The 22,914-nt window shown below is 70.6% G+C and carries 23 protein-coding genes and 1 rRNA gene; 8 read left to right on the top strand and 16 right to left on the bottom strand.

From position 1 onward, the window contains the following. Window positions 1-84 precede the first annotated feature (84 nt). The 5 genes from AAFN69_RS32535 to AAFN69_RS32555 all read left to right on the top strand — a co-directional run bounded on the left by AAFN69_RS32535 (window position 85) and on the right by AAFN69_RS32555 (window position 4,814). Window positions 85-906, top strand: a complete 822-nt coding sequence (locus tag AAFN69_RS32535) for a helix-turn-helix transcriptional regulator (RefSeq protein ID WP_347732500.1) — start codon at window positions 85-87, stop codon at window positions 904-906. Then, the gene (locus AAFN69_RS32540; RefSeq protein ID WP_347732501.1) at window positions 903-1,226 is read left to right on the top strand and encodes a DUF397 domain-containing protein; all 324 of its coding nucleotides are present in this window, start codon (window positions 903-905) and stop codon (window positions 1,224-1,226) included. The genes AAFN69_RS32535 and AAFN69_RS32540 overlap by 4 nt, the downstream gene beginning before the upstream one ends. A gap of 107 nt (window positions 1,227-1,333) precedes the next feature. Further along, window positions 1,334-2,413 (top strand): DUF6183 family protein, encoded by a 1,080-nt coding sequence (locus AAFN69_RS32545; RefSeq protein WP_347732502.1) that lies wholly within the window; start codon window positions 1,334-1,336, stop codon window positions 2,411-2,413. Between the two features lie 225 nt (window positions 2,414-2,638). Then, on the top strand, window positions 2,639-3,568 hold the full coding sequence (locus tag AAFN69_RS32550) for a chitinase (RefSeq protein WP_347732503.1): 930 nt from the start codon (window positions 2,639-2,641) through the stop codon (window positions 3,566-3,568). Between the two features lie 334 nt (window positions 3,569-3,902). Further along, entirely contained in the window at window positions 3,903-4,814 is a 912-nt protein-coding gene (locus AAFN69_RS32555; RefSeq protein WP_347732504.1) for a glycoside hydrolase family 19 protein, read from the top strand. Between the two features lie 130 nt (window positions 4,815-4,944). On the opposite strand, the gene hemB is transcribed toward AAFN69_RS32555, so the two are convergent. The 8 genes from hemB to AAFN69_RS32595 all read right to left on the bottom strand — a co-directional run bounded on the left by hemB (window position 4,945) and on the right by AAFN69_RS32595 (window position 12,801). After that, on the bottom strand, window positions 4,945-5,934 hold the full coding sequence (gene hemB / locus AAFN69_RS32560; RefSeq protein ID WP_347732505.1) for a porphobilinogen synthase: 990 nt from the start codon (window positions 5,932-5,934) through the stop codon (window positions 4,945-4,947). A gap of 5 nt (window positions 5,935-5,939) precedes the next feature. Beyond that, window positions 5,940-6,536: a DinB family protein gene (locus AAFN69_RS32565; protein ID WP_347732506.1), complete on the bottom strand. Its 597-nt coding sequence runs from the start codon at window positions 6,534-6,536 to the stop codon at window positions 5,940-5,942. After that, complete coding sequence (locus AAFN69_RS32570; protein ID WP_347732507.1) at window positions 6,533-7,024, bottom strand: VOC family protein; 492 nt, start codon at window positions 7,022-7,024, stop codon at window positions 6,533-6,535. Before AAFN69_RS32570 ends, AAFN69_RS32565 begins: the two co-directional genes overlap by 4 nt. Before the next feature lie 174 nt (window positions 7,025-7,198). After that, window positions 7,199-8,857, bottom strand: a complete 1,659-nt coding sequence (locus AAFN69_RS32575; RefSeq protein ID WP_347732508.1) for a uroporphyrinogen-III synthase — start codon at window positions 8,855-8,857, stop codon at window positions 7,199-7,201. After that, window positions 8,854-9,813, bottom strand: coding sequence for a hydroxymethylbilane synthase (gene hemC, locus AAFN69_RS32580; protein ID WP_347732509.1), 960 nt, complete (start codon window positions 9,811-9,813; stop codon window positions 8,854-8,856). The genes AAFN69_RS32575 and hemC overlap by 4 nt, the downstream gene beginning before the upstream one ends. Beyond that, complete coding sequence (locus AAFN69_RS32585) at window positions 9,810-11,435, bottom strand: glutamyl-tRNA reductase (RefSeq protein WP_347732510.1); 1,626 nt, start codon at window positions 11,433-11,435, stop codon at window positions 9,810-9,812. Before AAFN69_RS32585 ends, hemC begins: the two co-directional genes overlap by 4 nt. Next, window positions 11,432-12,157: a redox-sensing transcriptional repressor Rex gene (locus AAFN69_RS32590; RefSeq protein ID WP_347732511.1), complete on the bottom strand. Its 726-nt coding sequence runs from the start codon at window positions 12,155-12,157 to the stop codon at window positions 11,432-11,434. The genes AAFN69_RS32585 and AAFN69_RS32590 overlap by 4 nt, the downstream gene beginning before the upstream one ends. A 365-nt stretch (window positions 12,158-12,522) precedes the next feature. Beyond that, window positions 12,523-12,801, bottom strand: a complete 279-nt coding sequence (locus AAFN69_RS32595) for a glutaredoxin family protein (protein ID WP_347732512.1) — start codon at window positions 12,799-12,801, stop codon at window positions 12,523-12,525. Window positions 12,802-13,043: 242 nt separating this feature from the next. Between AAFN69_RS32595 and AAFN69_RS32600 the strand changes: the two genes are divergently transcribed. From AAFN69_RS32600 to AAFN69_RS32610, 3 genes are all read left to right on the top strand, one after another. Next, window positions 13,044-13,976 (top strand): HAD-IB family hydrolase, encoded by a 933-nt coding sequence (locus tag AAFN69_RS32600; RefSeq protein WP_347732513.1) that lies wholly within the window; start codon window positions 13,044-13,046, stop codon window positions 13,974-13,976. Between the two features lie 474 nt (window positions 13,977-14,450). Next, window positions 14,451-15,257, top strand: coding sequence for an ECF subfamily RNA polymerase sigma factor, BldN family (locus tag AAFN69_RS32605; RefSeq protein WP_347732514.1), 807 nt, complete (start codon window positions 14,451-14,453; stop codon window positions 15,255-15,257). 277 nt (window positions 15,258-15,534) lie between these two features. Continuing rightward, window positions 15,535-16,740, top strand: a complete 1,206-nt coding sequence (locus AAFN69_RS32610) for a DUF5667 domain-containing protein (protein ID WP_347732515.1) — start codon at window positions 15,535-15,537, stop codon at window positions 16,738-16,740. A 77-nt stretch (window positions 16,741-16,817) separates the two neighbouring features. Here the strand turns inward: AAFN69_RS32610 and AAFN69_RS32615 are convergent, their stop codons facing one another. The 8 genes from AAFN69_RS32615 to rrf form a co-directional block, all read right to left on the bottom strand. Beyond that, entirely contained in the window at window positions 16,818-17,849 is a 1,032-nt protein-coding gene (locus AAFN69_RS32615) for a lysophospholipid acyltransferase family protein (RefSeq protein WP_347732516.1), read from the bottom strand. Window positions 17,850-17,854: 5 nt separating this feature from the next. Next, window positions 17,855-18,955 (bottom strand): NAD-dependent epimerase/dehydratase family protein, encoded by a 1,101-nt coding sequence (locus AAFN69_RS32620; RefSeq protein ID WP_347732517.1) that lies wholly within the window; start codon window positions 18,953-18,955, stop codon window positions 17,855-17,857. A 256-nt stretch (window positions 18,956-19,211) separates the two neighbouring features. Continuing rightward, window positions 19,212-19,310, bottom strand: coding sequence for an AURKAIP1/COX24 domain-containing protein (locus tag AAFN69_RS32625; RefSeq protein WP_003948845.1), 99 nt, complete (start codon window positions 19,308-19,310; stop codon window positions 19,212-19,214). 122 nt (window positions 19,311-19,432) lie between these two features. Further along, window positions 19,433-19,642, bottom strand: coding sequence for a helix-turn-helix domain-containing protein (locus tag AAFN69_RS32630; protein WP_347732518.1), 210 nt, complete (start codon window positions 19,640-19,642; stop codon window positions 19,433-19,435). A gap of 128 nt (window positions 19,643-19,770) precedes the next feature. Next, complete coding sequence (locus AAFN69_RS32635; RefSeq protein WP_347732519.1) at window positions 19,771-20,586, bottom strand: phosphatase; 816 nt, start codon at window positions 20,584-20,586, stop codon at window positions 19,771-19,773. A gap of 215 nt (window positions 20,587-20,801) precedes the next feature. After that, a complete protein-coding gene (locus AAFN69_RS32640) occupies window positions 20,802-21,977 on the bottom strand; it encodes an acetoin utilization protein AcuC (protein WP_347732520.1) in 1,176 nt (391 codons plus the stop codon). Window positions 21,978-22,053: 76 nt separating this feature from the next. Next, window positions 22,054-22,698, bottom strand: a complete 645-nt coding sequence (locus AAFN69_RS32645) for an HAD family hydrolase (protein WP_347732521.1) — start codon at window positions 22,696-22,698, stop codon at window positions 22,054-22,056. Between the two features lie 103 nt (window positions 22,699-22,801). Continuing rightward, a 5S ribosomal RNA gene (gene rrf / locus AAFN69_RS32650) occupies window positions 22,802-22,914 on the bottom strand; the annotation flags it as partial.

Genomic DNA, 22,914 nt, shown 5'->3' on the forward strand with positions numbered 1-22,914 from the left:
CCGAGGAGTGCCTCAACCCGTACAAATCTTTTGTACGGGTGCGGAATGCGTGACGGAGGTGCACCCCGGGGGAGTTGAAGGCGTATGTACTCCAAGAAGCAGCGCAAGAACACCTCGGCGATGCGGCTCGTGGGCAGGCAGATGGCCCGCCTGAGGAATGTCGCCTCACTTACTCAACAGGAGCTGGCCACCGCACTCGGCACCCATCTGGAGACGGTCGCGTCAATCGAGCAGGGCAGGCGGGTACTGAAGCTCGACTATGCACAGATGCTGGACGAGATCCTCCAGTCCAAGGGAGTGCTGGAGGTCGCGGTCGACAACATGCCGGAGGTCGACATGATCCCGGCGTGGGCGGACCACTACATGGCGGTGGAACGAGAGGCGATCGCGCTCTCGTTCTACGAGAACCATGTACTCCCCGGCCTGCTCCAGACCCCTGACTACGCCCGCGCACTCTTCCGCAACCGGGTCCCGGCTACCTCCGAGGAGGAGATCGAAGCCAATGCGGCCGCCCGCATGGCACGCCAGGAGATCTTGCACCGCAAGAATCCAACCGCTCTCAGCTTCATCTTCTCCGAGGCGGTCCTGATGGACCGACTGGGCGGGGACGAGGTCTACCGGGAGATGCTGAGCCATGTGCGCAGTTGCGCGGATCTACCAGGCGTCAACATTCAGATCATGCCCTTTGGCAGGCATGGACATGCAGGGTTGGACGGCCCCTTCGTGGTACTGGAAACAGCCGATCACCAGCACCTCGCCTATACCGAAACGCAACGCGGAAGCCAGTTGATCGGTGATCAGGATGAGGTGAGCATCCTCACTCGGAAGTATGCGATGCTGCGGACACAGGCCCTCAATCCCGAAGAGACAAAGGCCCTGTTGGACCGGCTGCTAGGAGACCAATGAGCACCGCACTTGAGTGGTTCAAGTCCAGCCACAGCGGCGGCGAAGGCGGTAGCAACTGCCTCGAAGTCGCCTATCAATGGCGCAAGTCCAGTTACAGCACGGGCGAGGCCGGAAGCAACTGCGTCGAGGTCGGCTACGACTGGACCAAGTCCAGCCACAGCGGTGACGAAGGCGGCGGCAACTGCCTCGAAGTCGCCACCCACCAAACCGCCGTCCACATCCGCGACTCCAAGATTCCGGACGGCCCCGTCCTCACCATCACTCCCACCACCTGGGCGTCCTTCACCGCCCACACCGCCCACACCGCCCGGACGGCGTGACCCGCACACCCTCCCGGCCCCGCCACCGAGCGCCCCGCACGCAGCGCCAAGGGCCCGGTGGCCATCCGGAGCACACGCCCCCACCAGGGCTGATTAGGCTCAGGCGCATGTCCGATCAGATACAGCTCGCGGAGGCCCGCCTCGCCGACGGCGATCCGGCTCTCTTCGATCAGCTGCTCCGCCGGCTGACCCTCACTCCGGGCCGGGAGAACATCCGGCAGGCACTCCGCATGGTGTCGTCGCGCCCGCCCTCCGACCCCCGCACCCGGAAGTGGATCCGGCACACCGCCTCCCTTCTCGCGTCCGGGCAGACGCCGGAGGACCTGGCCCCGGTCTTCACCGACGGCGACGGCCGGGCGGACCGGACGCAGACCACCCTGGAGCTCCGCGCCTGCCTCATCCACGAGATGGTGCTCCGGAGCGTGGATGTCACCGCGCTGCCGGAAATCACCGCGTGGACCCGGTCGCCGCAGTGGGCCCACCACCGGCTCAGCGCCCTGCCCCTCACCGTGTCCCCGGTGGAGGAGAAGCGCGTCCTGCCCACCTACGGCGTCTCCGGCGCCGCTGGTGCGCCGGTCCCGCACGGGCCGCCGATCGCTCCCGGCGCGCCCTCCCCTCACGACCCGGCGGCCATCACGGCGGCGCCCTCGGAGACGACCACTCCGGAGCGGGCCGAGGCCATGAGCGCCGCCGTGGCGAACTGGGCCGAGGAGTCCAACGGCCGGATCGAGGCCCGCGCCTTCGAGCTCGCCGCACCCCTCGCCGCGCCGCTCACAGCCGGCTCGCCGCTCACGGCCCACTCGGCGGTCCCGGGCGTGCTCGCGGCCCTGGGGCTGGAGTGCCTGGAGGGTCTGGACACCCCCGGACCGCGTCTCTCGGTCGCCGCCGGGACGCCCGCCGAGGCCTGGCAGACGCTCTTCGCGGCGGCGTCCACGGGCGCGGCGTACAACGACGGCCATCAGGGCGCCTGGGGCCGGCTGGCGGCCTGGCGGTCGATGGGGGCGATGGCGGGGGTGGCCGAGGACGCGCCGTTCGGCGAGACGGAGGCGCGGGTCCTGGAGTGCGCGTGGTTCCGCTTCAGTTCGGACGCGCGATGGTTCGATTTCATCGCCTGGGATCTCGGACTGCTGGCGGCCGGTCCGGACCGGCGGAGTCTGGCCGTTCTGGCGGCCACGGACACCGACTGACCACCGGAAACCGCCGCCGCGGGCGGGGGCGGACGGCCCGCCGGACCCCAACCGCCCTTCACCGTAAAGACTTTGCGTCGAAGATTCGCATTGGTCTATACCTTGACCGCGCCCCGACAACACGCTTCAGTTGGAGTACCACAACCCCCACTACGGCCTCCTCGGCCCGGGTCCCCACACCCAGGCCTCCCCCTCAGGAGCCGTTGAGCACGAAGGAGAGAACTCGTGCTGAAGCGACGCATGAAGACTGCTCTGATCGCCCTGGCCTCCGCCGCGGGACTCGCGGCGATCAGCCTGCTCCCCACCGCCGGCACGGCCGCGGCGGACGAGTGCACCACCGCGCCCAACTGGACCCAGGGCGCGAACTACGTACCGGGCAACGTTGTCAAGTACCGCGATGGCAACTACTACATCGCCGAGCACGCCAACCCCGGCTACGACCCCACCGTGAGCACCTGGTTCTGGAACCCGCACACCTGTAGCGGCGGGAACCCGGAGCCCACTCCCACCCCGACGCCCACCGGTCCGGGGAATTCGAACTTCGTCGTCAGCGAGGCGCAGTTCAACCAGATGTTCCCGAACCGGAATTCGTTCTACACATACAAGGGCATGACGGACGCGATGAGCGCCTATCCGGCCTTCGCGAAGACCGGCAGCGACACGGTGAAGAAGCAGGAGGCCGCGGCCTTCCTGGCGAACGTCCACCACGAGACCGGCGGACTGGTCCACATCGTCGAGCAGAACACCGCGAACTACTCGCACTACTGCGACCGTTCCCAGTCGTACGGCTGCCCGGCCGGGCAGTCGGCGTACTACGGGCGCGGGCCCATCCAGCTCAGCTGGAACTTCAACTACAAGGCGGCCGGTGACGCCCTCGGCATCGACCTGCTGCGCGACCCCTACAAGGTGCAGAACGACCCGGCCGTGGCCATGAAGACCGGCCTCTGGTACTGGAACACCCAGAACGGCCCCGGGACGATGACCGGCCACGCCGCGATGACGAACGGGTCGGGCTTCGGGCACACCATCCGGGCCATCAACGGCTCGCTGGAGTGCAACGGCGGCAACCCCGCCCAGGTGCAGAGCCGGGTGAACAAGTACACCCAGTTCACGCAGCTTCTGGGCGTGCCGACGGGCGCCAACCTGTACTGCTGACCTCCCCCTCACCCGGGCCCCGGCCACCTCGCCGGCGGGCCCGGAACGGTCCTCCGAGCGTTCACCCGACCACTCGGAAGCCCCCCACACCGCTGCGGGCCGGGGCCACCCTCCCCGGCCCGCAGCGCCTCTCCGGGATCGCATCCCCTAGGGGTCAACGCCCCCTGAAATCAGGGTGGTTGTTTTAAAAATGCATTGGTCTATACCTTGACTCGGCCCCGCCCGGGACGATTGTGTGTGCGTTACCACCCCCCAACACGGCGTGCCTGGTCCACCCGGTTTCCCGCCGGGCGGGTCAGGCATGTCCGTTGCACGCACGAAAGGGCAATGGATCGTGCTCAAGAACCGCATGAAGGCGCTGATGGCCGGTGTTGTCGCGGCCGGTTCCCTCGCGGCGTCGGTGCTCATGCCGACCGCGTCGGCGTCCGCCACCACCCCGCCCGTGGACGAGTGCGCCACGGCGCCCTCCTGGGCGGCCGGGGCGAACTACCGCGCCGGGGACATCGTCAAGTACAACGATGGCTCGATCTACATCGCCGAGCGCGCCAACCCGGGCTACAACCCGGTCGTCAGCACGTACTACTGGGACCCGTACACCTGCGGTACCGGGGGCAACCCGAACCCGAACAGCTTCGTCGTGAGCGAGGCGCAGTTCAACGAGATGTTCCCGCGGCGGAACCCGTTCTACACGTACAAGGGACTGACGGACGCCATGAAGGCGTTCCCGAAGTTCGCCCACACCGGCACGGACACCATGCGCAAGCAGGAGGCCGCGGCCTTCCTCGCGAATGTGGCCCACGAGACCGGCGGGCTGTACTACATCAAGGAGATCAACGAGGCGAACTACCCGCACTACTGTGACACCACGCAGTCGTACGGGTGCCCGGCGGGCGTCGCCAAGTACTACGGGCGCGGTCCCATCCAGCTCAGCTGGAACTTCAACTACAAGGCCGCGGGTGACTGGCTGGGCATCGACCTGCTCAACTACCCCGACAAGGTCGAGACCGACCCGGCGGTCGCCATGATGACCGGCCTCTGGTACTGGAACACCCAGGACGGCCCCGGCCCGGTGACCGGCCACGACGCGATGGTCAGCGGCGCCGGCTTCGGCCAGTCGATCCGTTCCATCAACGGCGCGCTGGAGTGCAACGGCGGCAACCCCGCCCAGGTGCAGAGCCGTATCAACCGGTACACCAACTTCACCCGGATCCTGGGTGTGCCGACGGGCGCCAACCTCTCCTGCTGACGGTGACGGGCTGACGGTGACGGGCGGCTGACCGCTTCACCATGAGACGGGTACGGGCCGGGGAGAGCACGCTCCCCGGCCCGTACCGCTGTCCTCACCGGCCCGTACCGCTGCCGCCGCCGCTCCCCGGTCAGAGACCGCGCGCGACCTCGGTGGCCCAGTAGGTGAGGATCATGTCCGCCCCGGCCCGCTTGATCCCGGTCAGGGTCTCCAGGATCGCCTGGTCCCGGTCGATCCAGCCCTTCTCAGCGGCGGCCTCGACCATCGCGTACTCACCGCTGATCTGGTACGCGGCGACCGGCACGTCCACCGCCTCCGCGACCTTCGCCAGCACATCGAGGTAGGGGCCGGCCGGCTTCACCATGACGACATCGGCGCCCTCGTCGAGATCGAGCGCCAGCTCGCGCAGCGACTCCCGCACATTGGCCGGATTCTGCTGATACGTCTTGCGGTCCCCGCTGAGGGAGGAACCCACGGCCTCCCGGAAGGGGCCGTAGAAGGCGGAGGAGTACTTCGCCGTGTAGGCGAGGATCGACACATCCTCCTTGCCGATGGTGTCCAGGGCGTCCCTGACCACCCCGACCTGGCCGTCCATCATCCCGCTCGGGCCGACCATGTGGACCCCGGCATCGGCCTGGACCTGGGCCATCTCCGCGTACCGCTCCAGCGTGGCGTCATTGTCGACCCGGCCCGCGGCGTCCAGGACACCGCAGTGGCCGTGGTCGGTGTACTCGTCCAGACAGAGATCGGACATGATCACCAGCTCGTCGCCGACCTCGGACCGCACATCGCGGATGGCGACCTGGAGGATCCCGTCCGGGTCGGTTCCGGCGGTCCCGAGAGCGTCCTTCTTCGCGTCCTCCGGCACCCCGAACAGCATGATCCCGGCCACCCCGGCCTCGCGCGCCTCCACGGCGGCCTTCCGCAGGGTGTCCCGGGTGTGCTGGACGACCCCGGGCATGGCGGAGATCGGCACGGGCTCGCCGATGCCCTCCCGGACGAAGGCCGGAAGGATCAGATCGTCCGGGAGCAGCCGGGTCTCGGCGACCATGCGCCGCATCGCGGGGGTGGTGCGCAACCGCCGTGGCCGCGCGCCGGGAAAGGATCCATACAGACTCATGCGCTCTACGCTACGCCCCGCCCGGAGCCCGTCGCGCCCGCCCCGGAACCGGCCCCGCGCAGGTGCAGCAGCTGCCCGATCTCGGAGACGTTCTTGGCCAGCTCGAAGTTGACCCAGGCGGCGATGTCCACCAGCCGCAGGCCCTCGCCCCAGGGGAGCGAGGCGGTCCGCTCCGTACTGTCCAGCTCGGCGTCGCCGAGCCCCAGCAGCTCGTCCCGCCAGCGGTCCTTGAGCTCCTCCAGCCACCGCGCGGCGGCGTCCGCACCGCCGGGCCAGCGGATCTCCGTACGGTCCGGGGCGCCGTCCCCGAAGCAGTGCCCGAGGGTGGTCGTCCACCAGTAGCCGATGTGCCAGCCGGTCCAGGCGATGGTGGTGACGGGCACCGGCTCCGGCTCGGGCACCTGCCAGTCGGCGGCCCACCGGCCCCCGGCGTCCCGCCGCACGGTCCAGGAGGCGCCGGGCACCGGCTCCCAGTAACAGGCGTCGTCGTCGAGGGCCGGGCGGTGGTGCTCGAAGAGCGACCAGACGGCGTCGAGCTGCCACACGAGAAGGGCGGCGCGCTCGGACACGGCCGTGTGGTGGGGCGCGGGGGCTGAGGTCATCGCAGGAGACTGCCACCGCCCCGGACCGGGGGCAACGGATTTGCCGCGGCGGCCGGCGCCGGCGCGGGCTCCTCGCCGAAGACCCAGGGCGCGAGGACGACCAGCCAGCCGTCCGGATCCTCGAAGAGCACCGCTCCGTATCTCGGCCAGTACGGGTTGGCCGCCGCGACCGGCCGGTGGCCGTGCTCCGCGAGGCGGGCGGCGAGCGCGTCCCGGGCCCCGGGGCCGCGCAAGTAGAGCACCAGCTGGTTCTCGGGGTGCGGCTCGGGGACGCGCGGCGGGGTGCCGTGCTGGGTGATCTCCAGCTGGACCCCGGTGCCGGGCAGCCCGAACACGACACCGTCGTAGCCGTCGTGGTCGTCCCACCGGGCGACGACGGGAAGGCCCACCGCGTCCCGGTAGAAGGTGAGGACATCGTCGTACCTGCCGGTGGGCCGGGCGAAGCGCACGGCTCCCACGGCCAGGTGCTCGGGCCAGATCTGGGTCATGTGCCCACGCTGGCACACCGCCGCGGACCGCCCCAGGGACCAGGGGCGGATCCGGGCTCGTCCGGTGGTCCCGCACCCGGCCGCTCCCCCGCCCGGCCACAGATGTAGGGGGCACGAAAAAGGGCGGGAGGGGGGACAAGCCCCCTCCCGCCCCTTCACTTCTTCCCGCTCACCTCAGGTGACGCGGCGCCGGCGCCCGCCGGGGCGCCGCTCGGACGGCCGGAGCACATGCTCCCCCGCCTCCGCCGCCGCGGCCCGGCGGTCCATGCCGAACTGCGCCAGCGCCTCGGCCAGCCGGTGCACCGACGGCTCCGGCGAGAGCACGTCGACCCGCAGGCCGTGCTCCTCCGCCGTCTTCGCGGTGGCCGGACCGATACACGCGATCACGGTCACATTGTGCGGCTTCCCGGCGATACCGACGAGATTGCGCACCGTGGACGAGGAGGTGAAGAGCACGGCGTCGAAGCCGCCGCCCTTGATCGCCTCACGGGTGTCGGCCGGCGGCGGCGAGGCGCGCACCGTCCGGTAGGCGGTGACGTCGTCCACCTCCCAGCCCAGCTCGATCAGCCCGGCGACCAGAGTCTCCGTGGCGATGTCGGCACGCGGCAGGAACACCCGGTCGATCGGGTCGAAGACCGGGTCGTACGGCGGCCAGTCGTCCAGCAGACCGGCGGCGGACTGCTCACCGCTGGGTACGAGATCGGGCTTCACACCGAACTCGACCAGCGCCCGGGCGGTCTGCTCGCCGACCGCCGCGACCTTGATCCCGGCGAAGGCGCGCGCGTCGAGCCCGTACTCCTCGAACTTCTCCCGCACCGCCTTGACCGCGTTGACCGAGGTGAAGGCGATCCACTCGTACCGGCCGGTGACCAGGCCCTTGACGGCGCGTTCCATCTGCTGCGGGGTGCGCGGGGGCTCGACGGCGATCGTCGGCACCTCGTGCGGGACCGCGCCGTAGGAGCGCAGCTGGTCCGAGAGGGACGCGGCCTGCTCCTTGGTGCGCGGCACCAGGACCCGCCAGCCGAAGAGCGGCTTGGACTCGAACCAGGCGAGCTGGTCGCGCTGTGCGGCGGAGCTGCGCTCGCCGACGACGGCTATGACCGGACGGTGACCCTCCGGGGAGGGCAGCACCTTCCCCTGCTTGAAGGTCTGGCCGATCGAGCCGAGCGTGGCGGTCCAGGTCCGCTGCCGGGTGGTGGTGCCGGCGACGGTGACGGTGAGCGGGGTGTCGGGCTTGCGCCCGGCCGCCACCAGCTCACCCGCCGCCGCGGCGACGGCGTCCAGCGTGGTGGAGACCACGACGGTGCCGTCACTCGCGCCGACCTCGGACCAGCAGCGCTCGCTCGCGGTGCGGGCGTCCACGAACCGGACGTCCGTACCCTGCGCGTCGCGCAGCGGAACACCCGCGTACGCGGGCACCCCGACCGCGGTGGCGATACCGGGCACCACCTCGAAGGGGATCCCGGCGGCGGCGCAGGCCAGCATCTCCTGGCCGGCGTCCGCGTCGAGTCCCGGGTCACCGGTCACCGCACGGACGACCCGCTTGCCGCCCCGCGCGGCCTCCATGACAAGATTGACCGCATCCCTGAGTACGGGGATTCCGGCGGCTGTTGACGCATCGTCAGCAACCGCCTGCTCAGGCGTGCTGACGTTCGCCCGCGCATGGCCGCGTACCACTTCGAGCACATCGGGCTCGGCGATCAGTACGTCGGCTCCCGCGAGTGCCTCGACAGCGCGCAGAGTCAGCAATCCGGGATCGCCGGGACCGGCGCCGAGGAAAGTGACATGCCCGTGTGCCGAGTACGCCGAGGACGGGTTGGTGGTGGGGCTCAATGTGCTCGCTCCCCCATAAGACCAGCCGCACCCTTGGCGAGCATCTCGGACGCGAGTTCGCGACCGAGCGCGATGGCGTCGCCGTGCGACGTGGGTACGGGACCGGTGGTGGACAGCTGCACCAGCGTCGAGCCGTCGGTGGTACCGACGACGCCGCGCAGGCGCATTTCGTTGGCAACCTCCTCCTCGCCCAACAGGTCGGCGAGCGCACCCACAGGTGCGGAACAGCCGGCCTCCAGGGCGGCGAGCAGGGATCGCTCGGCGGTCACGGCAACCCGGGTTCGCGGGTCGTCGAGCTCGGCGAGCCGGGCGGCGAGCTCCGCGTTATCCGCGGCGCACTCGATCGCCAGTGCCCCCTGGCCGGGGGCGGGCAGGACGGAGTCGACCGACAGGAAGTCGGTCACCTCGTCGGCTCTCCCTATGCGGTTGAGTCCGGCCGCGGCGAGTACCACCGCGTCCAGTTCCCCACTCCGCACATATCCGATCCGGGTGTCTACATTGCCCCGGATCGGCACAGTCTCTATACGGGTGTGGTGCTCCCGTGCGTACGCGTTCAGCTGCGCCATCCGGCGCGGCGAACCCGTACCGACCCGCGCTCCCTCGGGGAGCCGGTCGAAGGTCAGCCCGTCGCGTGCCACCAGCACGTCGCGGGGGTCCTCGCGCGGCGGGACCGCCGCGAGGAGAAGGTCGTCGGGCTGGGCGGTGGGAAGGTCCTTCAGCGAGTGAACGGCGAAGTCCACCTCCCCGCGGAGCAGCGCCTCGCGCAGCGCGGCGACGAACACACCCGTGCCGCCGATCTGTGCGAGATTCTCCCGGGAGACATCCCCGTACGTGGTGATCTCGACCAGCTCGACGGGACGGCCGGTGAGCCGCTGCACCTCCCGTGCCACCTGGCCGGACTGGGCCATGGCAAGCGCGCTGCGCCTGGTCCCGAGCCTCAGTGCTCTCTCGGTCATACGCGCCCTCGGTTCTTGACGTCTGCTTCATTCGGATCGGCCGCCCGGCTGACGGAGGCGACCGTCTCCGGGGCGAGGTCGAACAGTGTCCGCAGCGCGTCGGCGTATCCGGCGCCGCCGGGCTCACTGGCGAGCTGCTTCACCCGCACGGTGGGCGCGTGAAGAAGTTTGTCCACGACACGGCGCACGGTCTGGCCGATCTCCGCGCGCTCCTTGTCCTCGAGACCGGGCAGCCGGCCCTCCAGCCGGGCGATCTCACCGGCGACGACATCGGCGGCCATGGCGCGCAGCGCGACCACGGTCGGGGTGATGTGCGCGGCCCGCTGAGCCGCGCCGAAGGCGGCGACCTCGTCGGAGACAAGCGTACGAACCTGGTCCACATCGGCGGCCATGGGCGCGTCCGCGGAGGCGTCGGCGAGCGACTCGATGTCGACGAGCCGGACACCGGGAACACGGTGGACCGCGTGATCGATGTCGCGCGGCATGGCGAGGTCGAGCAGGGCCAGCCGGACGGGTCCGGCGGATTCCCTGGCGGTACGGCTCCGGGGGACGGTGTGTCCCGCGTTCTCCGCCCAGAGGCCGTGCTGCGCCAGCTCTCCCGCGGTGTGCTGATCGTCCAGCCCGACGGGGCAGCCCTCGCCCGCGATCTCACCGGCGAAGGGGCCGGGGGCGCGGTCGGGTACGCGGCCGTCGCGCGCGGCGGTGGCGGCGAGCCGGGCGACCAGGCTGCCGTCGGGCGCGCGCAGATCTCCCTCGCCGCTCCCGGCGGCGGTGCCGGCCACCCGGTCGCCGAGGGCGGTGGTGATCGCGTCGGCGGTCAGCACCAGCCCGGTCGCCCCGGTGCAGGAGATCACGGCGTCGGCACGTGTCAGCTCGGCCGCGACGTCGTTCATCGGTACGGCGCGGGCCGCCGGGCCGTCCCCGGCGGCGCCGGAGAGCACCTGCGCCAGCCGCTCCGCCCGGTCCAGGGTCCGATTGGCGATCACCAGTTCACCCACGCCGAGCCGGGCGAGTGTCGTCGCGGCCAGCGAGGACATGGAGCCGGCGCCGATCACCAGGACGCTCTTGCCGGACACCCACTTCTCGACCTCGGCGCCCTCGGCGAGCTGCTCCAGGCCGAAGGTGACGAGCGACTGCCCGGCCCGGTCGATCCCGGTCTCGCTGTGCGCGCGCTTGCCGACCCGCAGGGCCTGCTGGAAGAGGTCGTTGATCAGCCGCCCGGCGGTGTGCAGATACTGCCCGCGCGCGAGGGCGTCCTTGATCTGGCCGAGGATCTGGCCCTCGCCGACGACCATGGAGTCGAGCCCGCACGCCACCGAGAAGAGATGGTGGACGGCGCGGTCCTCGTAGTGGACGTAGAGATACGGCGTCAGCTCCTCAAGGCCCACGCCGCTGTGCCGGGCGAGCAGGGTGGAGAGCTCGGCGACACCCGCGTGGAACTTGTCGACGTCCGCGTACAGCTCGATGCGGTTGCAGGTGGCGAGCACCGCCGCCTCGGCGGCGGGCTCGGCGGCCAGCGTGTCCTGGAGGAGCTTGGCCTGGGACTCCGCGGAGAGCGAGGCCCGCTCCAGCACGCTCACCGGCGCGCTGCGATGGCTCAATCCGACGACCAGCAGACTCATGCCGGCATCACCGCGGACATGTCCCCGTCAGGTCCCTTCCGGCCTGCGGCGTCGGCTTCCTCGCCGGCCTTCCGCTGCTCGTGGAAGGCGAGGATCTGGAGCTCGATCGAGAGGTCGACCTTGCGCACGTCGACGCCGTCCGGCACGGACAGCACGGTGGGCGCGAAGTTCAGGATGGAGGTCACCCCGGCGGCCACCAGCCGGTCGCAGACCTGCTGCGCGGCGCCCGCGGGCGTGGCGATGACACCGATCGAGACCCCGTTGTCGCTGATGATCTTCTCCAGCTCGTCGGCGTGCTGGACCGCGATCCCGGCGACCGGCTTCCCGGCCATGGCGGGATCGGCGTCGATCAGCGCGGCGACCCGGAATCCCCGGGAGGCGAACCCGCCGTAATTGGCGAGGGCGGCGCCGAGGTTTCCGATACCGACGATCACCACGGGCCAGTCCTGCGTCAGCCCGAGCTCACGGGAGATCTGATAGACGAGATATTCGACGTCGTAGCCGACACCGCGGGTTCCGTACGAGCCGAGGTACGAGAAGTCCTTCCGCAGCTTCGCGGAGTTGACCCCCGCCGCCGCCGCCAGTTCCTCGGAGGAGACCGTGGGCACGGAGCGCTCGGAGAGAGCGGTCAGCGCCCGCAGATACAGCGGAAGCCGGGCGACGGTGGCCTCGGGGATTCCTCGGCTACGGGTCGCCGGTCGGTGATTTCGGCCAGTTGCCACGGTGCTCCTGCGGGATGAGCGGGGCTCTAGGCGGCCGTGTGTTCCAAGACCGCCCCGTCGACAGCAGGCTATGTCTTTGTGAACGCGTGCACAAAGATGGTGTCCGTTTTGTCCGAGCAAAGTGATCGGGGTCACGCATTCTGATCGCGTCAACGCGGAACCGGGATCCGCGGCGAGCCGTTCACGATACGAAGGGCGCAAAACAGCACATACTCCTCACGCGTCCGCCCCCGAGACCGCTCCACTGTGCCCTGTCCCCCTGGTTTCCCGATAGAGCCATGACAAGTTCGCCGGGGGCCGGGGCACATCAAGCCCCGCCGGGGACCGAGGCGCGGGGTCCGGGGCGGAGCCCCGGGAGAAGAGGGTCAGCCCGCCAGCTCCCGCCGCAGCCGCCCCTCGTCCACCCGCCAGAAGGTGTGCTGCTCCCCGTCCACCAGCACCACCGGAATCTGCTCCCAGTGCGCGCGGTACAGCTCCTCGTCGAGCGTGATGTCCTTCTCCTCCCACGCCGCGCCCAGCTCACCGCAGACCCGCTCCACCACCGCCCGCGCGTCGTCGCACAGATGACACCCGGGCTTCCCGATCAGCGTCACCACCCGCTCGGCGGCGGGCTTCTTCTTCGTACGGCGCAGCAGAGGACTCATTCCCCTATTGTCCGACGCCCCCGGCGGACCCCCGCACCGGCCGCGACCACCCCGCAGCCGCCGCGCGAACCGGCCGCGACCCCCGCCCGCCCGCTCCCCCCGTGAGACCCCGCGCACACTCCCCCTCCCCGCCCGGACGCACCCGGCCCCGCCTCCCCGCCGGCCGGCCCGGACACCGGGAGTTCACGACCCCGCCCCCCGGCGTGTCGGGAAGTGCCGAACGGACTGGCTATGCTCGCCCCATGGCCGCACTGGGATGGCTCACCCCCCGTAGGCGCTCCGCCACCGCTCGGAGCGTCCTCGCGGGCGAGGCAGCAGCCGAGGCAGCGCGCAAGACCTCGCAGGAGCTGGTCCAGCCCGCCGCCCCGGACGATCGCGGCGAGCCGCCGTTCCCCGTTCAGGGGGATGTGACGGCCGCCGCCTTCTTCGACCTGGACAACACCGTGATGCAGGGCGCCGCGATCTTCCACTTCGGTCGCGGGCTGTACAAACGGAAGTTCTTCCAGCGCCAGGAGCTGATGAGGTTCGCCTGGCAGCAGACGTGGTTCCGGCTGGCCGGGGTCGAGGATCCGGACCATATGCAGGACGTCCGCGAGTCCGCGCTCTCCATCGTGAAGGGCCACCGGGTCTCCGAGCTGATGAGCATCGGCGAGGAGATCTACGACGAGTACATGGCCGACCGCATCTGGCCGGGGACCAGGGCGCTCGCCCAGGCCCATCTGGACGCGGGACAGAAGGTGTGGCTGGTGACGGCCGCCCCGGTGGAGACCGCCACGATCATCGCCCGCAGGCTCGGGCTGACCGGGGCGCTCGGCACGGTCGCCGAGTCGGTGGACGGCGTGTACACCGGCAAACTGGTCGGCGAACCGCTGCACGGCCCGGCGAAGGCCGAGGCGGTACGCGCGCTGGCGGCGGCCGAGGGGCTCGATCTGGCGCGGTGCGCGGCGTACAGCGACTCGCACAACGACATCCCGATGCTCTCCCTGGTGGGGCATCCGTACGCGATCAACCCGGACACCAAGCTGCGCAGGTACGCCCGGGCGCGGGACTGGCGGCTGCGGGACTACCGGACCGGCCGCAAGGCGGCCAAGGTCGGCATCCCGGCGGCGGCCGGGGTGGGCGCCATCGCGGGGGGCACCGCGGCGGCCGTGGCGATCCACCGCCGCCGCCGCTGAGCGAGCGCTCCCGGCCGGCCCTTCCTCCCCCTCACCTCACGGCCTCCGGCACCCCGGCGGTCGAGTTCCGGCCATTCCCGCCCGCTCGAACACCCGCGCGGCGACCCGCCCGAACGCCGACAGAACACGAGCGCGAACGCGGACGGCCCGCGGAGACGAACGCGAGCGCGAACATGAACCCGTTCCGGGCCCGCGCTCGGACGCCCGTCACGCGCCCCCACCCCACTCCTGGCACAGACCTTTCCCGAAGCGTCGGATTGTGATCGTTTTCGATCAAGAAACGCTCACAATCAGCTACCCGATCCATCATCTAGTCGGAACAAAAGCGACGGAAACGATGATTTGAGCAACTGGGTGTAGCACTGCCTGTACGAAGCGTTATCCTCCTCAAACGCATACGGGACCCCACCAGTCGTCACGACGGGTGAACAGTCCCGCACTGCACGTGATGGAAGCTCTGCCACTGGGAGTCCCGTGTACCCACACGTCGGGGTTGACGCCTCGGGCCTGGCTACGCTCCGCGCGGCGGTCCTCGACCACGTGCGCGGCTTTGTCCCCGCCGCGTACGCCGTCCCCGCCCTTGCCATGCCCCGCCTTGCCACCAGCGGTCCCGCCGCCCCCTGCTACGCCCTCGCCGACGGCCGCGCGGCGGTCGGCAGACGGAGCAGCCGGAGCGGCCCGGCCGCCCCGTCGAACACCCCGTCGACCACCCGCCGCCCCAGCGCCGACAGCGACAGCGCCCGCATGATGGAACTGGTCGAACGCGCCCAGGCCGGCGAGGCCGAGGCGTTCGGCCGGCTGTACGACCAGTACAGCGACACGGTCTACCGCTACATCTACTACCGCGTCGGCGGGAAGGCGACGGCGGAGGACCTCACCAGCGAGACCTTCCTGCGCGCCCTGCGCCGGATCTCCACCTTCACCTGGCAGGGGCGCGACTTCGGCGCCTGGCTGGTGACGATCGCCCGCAATCTGGTCGCCGACCACTTCAAGTCCAGCCGGTTCCGGCTGGAGGTGACCACCGGCGAGATGCTCGACGCCAATGAGGTCGAGCGCAGCCCCGAGGACTCCGTCCTGGAGTCGCTCTCCAACGCGGCCCTGCTCGAAGCGGTCCGCAAGCTCAACCCCCAGCAGCAGGAGTGCGTCACCCTGCGCTTTCTGCAGGGGCTCTCGGTAGCCGAAACCGCCCGGGTCATGGGCAAGAACGAAGGCGCCATCAAGACCCTCCAGTACCGTGCCGTACGCACCCTGGCACGGCTGCTGCCCGACGACGCCCGCTGAGCCGCCCGAACACCCCGCCCCCTCACCGCCAGACCTGCAAAAAGAGCAAACCCGACAATCCACCTCAACTCACAATCGGTGACGCCTCGATGACGCACTGGTCCGATCATCCACCGCGCGTAACCCAAGTGCCGCGACACTCGTTGTGCGGGATGCAGGCTCCCTGTGGACACGCCATGCCCACAGCCACTCACTCGATCGTGTGGTTGTGCTCAAGGCGTGCAACCTTCCAGACGCCCAGGGGAGTCGACCGTCATGACGAGAGGAGGTGCCGCCAGTGATCGCGAACGTATCGGCACACCGGCGGGCGAACGCCTTCGCCCGGGCCGTGGAAGACCAGGCGGCCGGGCAGCCGGATGATTCGGCCGAACCGACCGGACAAGGACCGCTGTTGGCTCTGGCGACCAGGCTCGGCGAGATGCCGAGGCCGGAGCTGGACCCCGAGGTCAAAGTGGTGCATCGGGCACAGCTCGTGGCAGCCATGGAGGCCATGCTCCAGGAGGGCACGGCAGCAGGCACCGCATCCGGGGGCCCCACCGTCCCCGAACAGCGAAAAGGCGGCAGGGGTGCCCACCGGGCCTCCCCGCTCCGCAAGCTCCGGCCGCGCTCCCGCTGGTCGAAAACGCTCGCGGCCGGCGGTCTCACCGTCGGCGTCGCCGCGGGCGCCTTCAGCGGAGTGGCCGCGGCCAGCTCCGACGCCCTCCCCGGAGACACGCTGTACGGACTGAAGCGCGGCATGGAGGACATCCGGCTGGGCATGGCCGACGGCGATTCCGACCGCGGCGAGCTCTATCTGGACCAGGCGTCCACCCGGCTCAGCGAGGCCCGCCGGCTCATGGAGCGCGGGCGCTCGGGCCATATGGACCACGAATCCCTCGGCGAGGTCCGCCGCGCCCTCAACGGCATGCGCCACGACGCCAGGGAAGGCCACCGCCTCCTCCACGAGGCATATGAGCGCGACGGCTCACTGGGCCCCATCCAGAAGCTGAATTCCTTCACCCAGGCCCACCGGGAGGCATGGGACGGTCTGCGGGACCGGCTCCCCGCGCAGCTCACCGATGTCGGCGATGAGGTGAGCGATGTCTTCGACGCCATAGACCAAGAGGTCACCCCGCTCCAGTCGCTGCTCCCCACCCCGCCGGAGAAGGGCCGCGGCGGCTCCCACCGCCCGGGCACGTCCTCCCACTCCCCCGGCGGCCGGACCACCGCACCCGACGGCCTCACCGTGCCCTCCGCCCCCGAGGCCCCCGGCAGCCGGCCGGGCGCCGACAGCGGACGCCCCGACCCCTCCGGCTCCACCTCCCCGGAGGGCGGCAGCGGCCTCCTCGGCGGCGATCCCGGCGGTCTCCTCAACCCGCCCCCGAAGAACAGCCCCTCACCACCCGCCGGGAAGAATCCGCCGGCGGCACAGCCCGATGTCACCATCCCGCCCCTGCTCCCCGGGATCCTCCCGGGCCTCGGACTGGACGGCAAGGACAAGTAGCCCCGTCACACCCCGGGCGGGCCGGACCACCGGCCCGCCCGACCCGTACCGGCACCGCGGTGCCGGTACGCGGCAGGTCAGAAGAAGACGGACCGGCGCTGCACCAGCAGCTTGTACAGCGTGTGCTGGATCTGCTCCCGTACCTGATCCGTCAGATTGAACATCAGCATCGGGTCCTCGGCCGCCTCCGCCGGATATCCACTGGTCTCGATCGGCTCACCGAACTGAATCGTCCACTTCGTCGGCAGCGGCACCGCCCCCAGCGGTCCCAGCCAGGGAAAGGTGGGCGTGATCGGGAAGTACGGAATCCCCAGCAGCCGGGCGAGCGTCTTCGCGTTCCCGATCATCGGGTAGATCTCCTCGGCGCCCACGATCGAGCACGGCACGATCGGCGCCCCGGCCCGCAGCGCCGTCGACACAAAGCCGCCCCGGCCGAAGCGCTGGAGCTTGTACCTCTCGCCGAACGGCTTCCCGATCCCCTTGAAGCCCTCCGGCATCACCCCGACGACCTCACCCCGCCGCAGCAGCTGCTCCGCGTCCTCCGCGCAGGCCAGGGTGTGCCCGGCCTTGCGGGCCAGCTCATTGACGACCGGGAGCATGAAGACCAGGTCCGCCGCGAGCAGCCGCAGATGCCGCCCGGCCGGATGCCTGTCGTGGACGGCGACCTGCATCATCAGCCCGTCCAGCGGCAGCGTGCCGGAGTGATTGGCCACCACCAGCGCCCCGCCCTCGGACGGGATGTTCTCGATGCCCTTCACCTCGACCCGGAAATAACGCTCGTACAGGGGCCGCAGCAGGGACATCAGAACCTGGTCGGTCAGCTCCTCGTCGTACCCGAACTCATCGACCTCGTACTGCCCGGTCAGCCGGCGCCGCAGAAAGGCCAGCCCGTCCGCGATCCGGCGGTCCCACCCCTCGGCGGACCCGGCGGGCTCCCCGGAATCCGGCGACGGCGTCCCGGCCGCCGCCTCCGCGGCCACCCCGGGCAGCGCGCTGACATCGGACTCGCCCACACCCGGCCCCCCGGCGGTCCGCCGGCGCCCCAGGCGCTGCGCGCCGGCGCCCCGCGAACGGTCGTCGTCGAACGGAATGACCTTGGCGTCCGCCATCGTGCCTACGCTCCTTGTCCGGCGTCGCGCCGACCGCGCCGAGCCCGCTGCTTCGGTACGGGAAGGGCTTCCCCGGCCCCGGTGGCCAGCGACTGCCCCATCCGGTCCACGGCCCGCTCCAGGGACTCCGGCGGCAGCAGCCCCGGCCCCCGGCTCCGCGCGAAATCGGCGAAGGTCTCCGCGGTCGTGAACTTCGGTACGAACCCCAGTGTCTCCCGGGTCTGAGCCGTCGACACCACCCGGCCATGGGTCAGCAGCCGGAACTGCTCGGGCGAGAAATCCGTGATCCCCACCGTGCGCAGCGCGGAACCGACCCAGGTCACCGCGGGCAGCAGCACCGGCAGCGTCGGCCGCCCCAGCCGCCGCGAACACTGCGACAGCAGCAGCACGCCCTCCCCCGCCACATTGAAGGTGCCGCTGTTGAGGGTCCCGCGCCGGGGCTCGTGCAGCGCCATCCCCAGCACCTCCATCACATCGTCCTCATGGACGAACTGAAGGCGCGGATCGTAGCCGAAAACCGTCGGCAGCACGGGCAGCGAGAAGTACTGGGCGAGCGGGGAGTCCGCGCACGGCCCGAGGATGTTGGCGAACCTCAGCACACAGACGGCGACATCCGGCCTGCGCCGGGCGAAGCCGCGGACATATCCCTCGACCTCCACGGCGTCCTTGGCGAAGCCGCCGCTCGGCAGCGACTTCGGCGGGGTGTTCTCGGTGAAGACCGCGGGATCGCGCGGCGCGGAGCCGTAGACACTCGTACTGGACTTGATCACCAGCCGGCTGACGGTCGGCGACTTCTGGCAGGCGCCGAGCAGCTGCATCGTGCCGATGACATTGGTCTCCTTGACCGAGGTGCGCCCGCCGGCACCCAGCGGCGTACCCGTGACATCGAGATGGATGACGGTGTCGACCCGGTGTTCGGCCAGCACCCGCCCGATCTCGGGCCGCCGGATGTCGGTGCGCACGAACTCGGCGCCGCCGAGATGGTGGCCGGGCTCGACCGCGTCCACAGCGATCACCCGTTCGACCCCGGGGTCCCGCTGGGCACGCCGTACGAGCCGGCCGCCGAGCTGCCGGGCCACGCCGGTGACGAGCACGACCTTTCCCAAGATCAGCGCCTTCCCTGAGGTCCGATGAGCCCACTCCCAGCGTCACGGTAGCGGCTCGCTGTCGCACAAGGATGACCGCGGGGCACTCCTTTACCGGTAAATGCACCGGAAATACACCGCACCGCCGCCGGCGGCCGGCCCGGGCGGCCAGGGCCGGGAGCGTGCGGAACCCGCCCGCCGCAGCCGCCCCGGACAGCGCAATGGGGCCCTCCCACCGGCTGGTGAGAGGACCCCAATGACACGTACAGCTTGTCGCCTACTTCTTGTTGCGACGCTGAACGCGCGTGCGCTTGAGCAGCTTGCGGTGCTTCTTCTTCGCCATCCGCTTGCGCCGCTTCTTGATAACAGAGCCCACGACTACCCTCGCTCACTTCTCTTCACTCGGTGCGGGGCGTCTGGGCCCACACGACCTACGTCGGTCCAGCCTACCCGGCAGAGCTCAGAGGTTGTAATCCGAGGGCAGCCGCCCTGTTTCGGCTATGCGGATTCCACCCCCACGAAGGACTCACGGAGGTAGTCGTGCACCGCTTGCTCCGGTACCCGGAAGGACCTCCCCACCCGGATCGCCGGCAGATGCCCACTGTGCACCAAGCGGTACACCGTCATCTTCGACACCCGCATCACTGCGGCAACTTCCGCCACAGTAAGGAACTTGACCTCATTCAGAGGCCGATCGCCAGCAGCCATGACCCACCTGTACCTTCCGCGCACGACGCACACCGGCTTCCCCTCCGGTGACTCTTCGTCGCTGCGCGCTCACTCCCCAGACTAGGGGCGGGTGGTACGAGTGGGGAAGAGGAGCAGCCATCGGCCGCCTACTGTGACAGACACGCCCGATTGAGTACATACCGTGTCAGCGGTGCGTAGTAAGAGGACCGCACGGAGTCATCGAGCGGCACCGCTACAGCGATACTCCGCTCGGCTTCCCCCACAAAGGGCGCGGGATCGTCCGTGTCGGCCAGGCCAATGGCGTCGAACCCCAGCTGACCTGCCCCGCAGACCCATCCATGGTCCCCGATCACCAGCTCGGGCAGGGGCCCGCCCGACCGGGAAAGCGCTTGCAGCGCCATCCGGACGGGGAGGGGGGAATGGGTGTGTGCGCCGGTTTCACTCCTGATTGACCGTGCGCCGGGTTCCCGCACCAGCGCGACTCCCCGTACGTAGTCGAGGTGGCACGTACGTACCCCGAACCGGGTCGTTATGTCGACACATTGCCCCTGCGCGGGGGTGAGAACGACGCAGCCCGCCGCCGACAAAGCGTCTGCGAGTCCTGCGTAGAAACCGAGCAAATGGTGCGGATGACCTGTTCCGAGCAGCACCGCTCCGCGCCGGGCGGCGGTCTCCCCGAGCCGCTCGGCGAAGACCCGGAGCGCGCCCAGTGTCCGCTCGGGGTCAATGACATCGTGCCCCGCCACCAGCGCGGGATCGGCCGGGACCCCGCATTTGTCGGCCATCAGTGCGAGTACCCCGGCGGGGCTCCACTCGTGCTCGGGATCGAGTCCGAGGGTGAGCCGGGGATCGCGCGCGGCGAAGAGCCGGTAGGCGCGCAGGCTCGCCTCCCGCTGGTTCCGTACGGTCCCGGCCAGCCCGGCCGCCAGGAGGTGCGCCCGCAGCGCCCGGGTGCTCGTCACACCGCCGATGCTCCCGCAGCCGCCGCCCCGAAAGGGCCGAAAGACGACGGTGGCCCCACCGTTGGCGTAACGCCGGCGGCGTCCGGTCGCGCGTCCGGAGCCCGGGGGCGCGCGTCATGGGCTCGTACGCCGCCCGCGAGCGTCCACACCACCCCCATGACCTCCGGGGCGGCACAGGGCCCCCTCGCGTCCGTACAGCCGCACCGGCGGCCGGGTCAGGGCAGCAGCCCCCGGAGCGGGAACACCGCCCGCCTGGTGGCGAGTACGGCCTGGTCGAGCCGGTCGGCGGGGTCGTACCCGGCGTCCCAGTCGCGCCACACCGGCTTGCGGCCGTCGGTCATCCGCCGGGGTCCGGGCTGCCGGGTCCGTGCGTAGACCTCGTCCCGCCACTCCTGCGGAACATCCGACTCCGGGTCCACCGGCCGGTGAGCGGCGATCCCCACCAGATGCGTCCACGACCGGGGCACCACATCCACGACCGCGTAACCGCCGCCGCCGAGGGCGATCCACCGGCCGCCGTCGGTGTACTCGTGCGCCAGGGCGTGACACGCCTCCTGGACGGCGCGCTGGGCGTCGAGGGAGACGGCGAGATGCGCCAGCGGATCCTCGAAATGGGTGTCGGCCCCGTGCTGGGTCACCAGCACCTGGGGCCGGAAGCCGGCCAGCAGTTCCGGCACGACGGCGTGGAAGGCCCGCAGCCATCCCTCGTCGCCGGTTCCGGCGGGCAGCGCGAGATTGACGGCCCCGCCCTCGCCCGCGCCGTCCGCTCCGGTCTCCTCCGGCCACCCGGTCCCGGGGAAGAGCATCCGGGGATGTTCGTGCAGCGAGACGGTGAGCACCCGGGGGTCGTCCCAGAACGCGGCCTGGACGCCGTCCCCGTGGTGTACGTCCACATCCACATAGGCGACCCGCTCGGCGCCCAGCTCCAGCAGCCGGGCGATGGCGAGGGAGGCGTCGTTGTAGATGCAGAACCCGGCCGCCGCGCCGGGCATGGCGTGGTGCAGCCCGCCGGCGAAGTTCACGGCATGGGCGGCCCGGCCGTGCCAGACGGCCTCGGCGGCCCCGACGGACTGCCCGGCGATCAGCGCGGACGCCTCGTGCATCCCGGCGAAGGCCGGATCGTCCACGGTGCCCAGCCCGTACGCCTGGTCGGCGTCGCGCGGCCGGACGGAGGCGGCACGCACCGCGGCCACATAGTCGGCCCGGTGCACCAGCCGGAGGGTGGAGTCGCCCGCGGGCTTGGCGGACACCACGTCCATGGCGCGGTCGAGTCCGAAGGCCCGCACCAGCCCCATGGTCAGTTCGAGCCGCACCGGATCCATCGGGTGGCTGTCCCCGAAGTCGTACGCGGTCACTGCCTCGTCCCACATCAACAACCCGCGGCCACTCATGCCCGCCACGGTATCGGGATTCATCCGCGGGCAGACGACCGGGCGCCCGGCCGGCGGACTCGACTCCAGCGGTGATTCAGCCGAGCAGGGCGGGGAGTTCCGGCATCGCGGCGAAGTGCGCCCTGGCTCCGGCGAGCTGTGCGGCCGGGGTCATCGCGGTGAATCCGAAGACATCCATTCCGGCGGCAACGCCCGCCCGCACCCCGAGGACGCTGTCCTCGACCACGGCACAGCGGGCCGGCTCGGCCCCCATCCGCCGCGCCGCGTGCAGAAAGAGATCGGGGGCGGGCTTTCCCTTCCCGACGTCCTGCGCGCTGAAGATGATCTCGTCCCGGAACCAGCGGTCGAGTCCGGTCCTCCGGTGCCCGACGCGAATCCGCTCATGGCTCCCGGAGGAGGCGACACAGTAGGGAACTCCGTCCGCGACAAGCTTCTCCAGCACCTCGGCGACCCCTTCGACAGGGCGCAGCTCCCGCTCGAAGGCCGCGAAGGTCCGGCGGTGCAGGGTCTCGTCGAAATCCTCCGGCAGCCGCTGCCCGGTCCGCTCCAGCACCAGATCGTGAACGCGGTGCACGGCGGCGCCCATGTAGTCGCGGAGGGAGTCCTCGTACGAGGTGGGGTGCCCCAGTTCGGTCAGATACCCGGCCAGAATCGTGTTCGCGATCGGCTCGCTGTCGACGAGCACACCGTCGTTGTCGAAGATGACGAGGTCGTAGTCCATGGCTTCAGCGTAGGAGCTCCTCCCCCGGATGATTCTGTTCGGGTCGTGAACGCAAAAAAGCCTCGTCCCCCGGACAATGTCCGGGGGACGAGACATAAAAATTGTTCGGCGGCGTCCTACTCTCCCACAGGGTCCCCCCTGCAGTACCATCGGCGCTGAAAGGCTTAGCTTCCGGGTTCGGAATGTAACCGGGCGTTTCCCTAACGCTATAACCAC

Origin of the sequence: Streptomyces sp. CAU 1734, assembly GCF_039888735.1 — a bacterium.
Classification (GTDB): domain Bacteria; phylum Actinomycetota; class Actinomycetes; order Streptomycetales; family Streptomycetaceae; genus Streptomyces.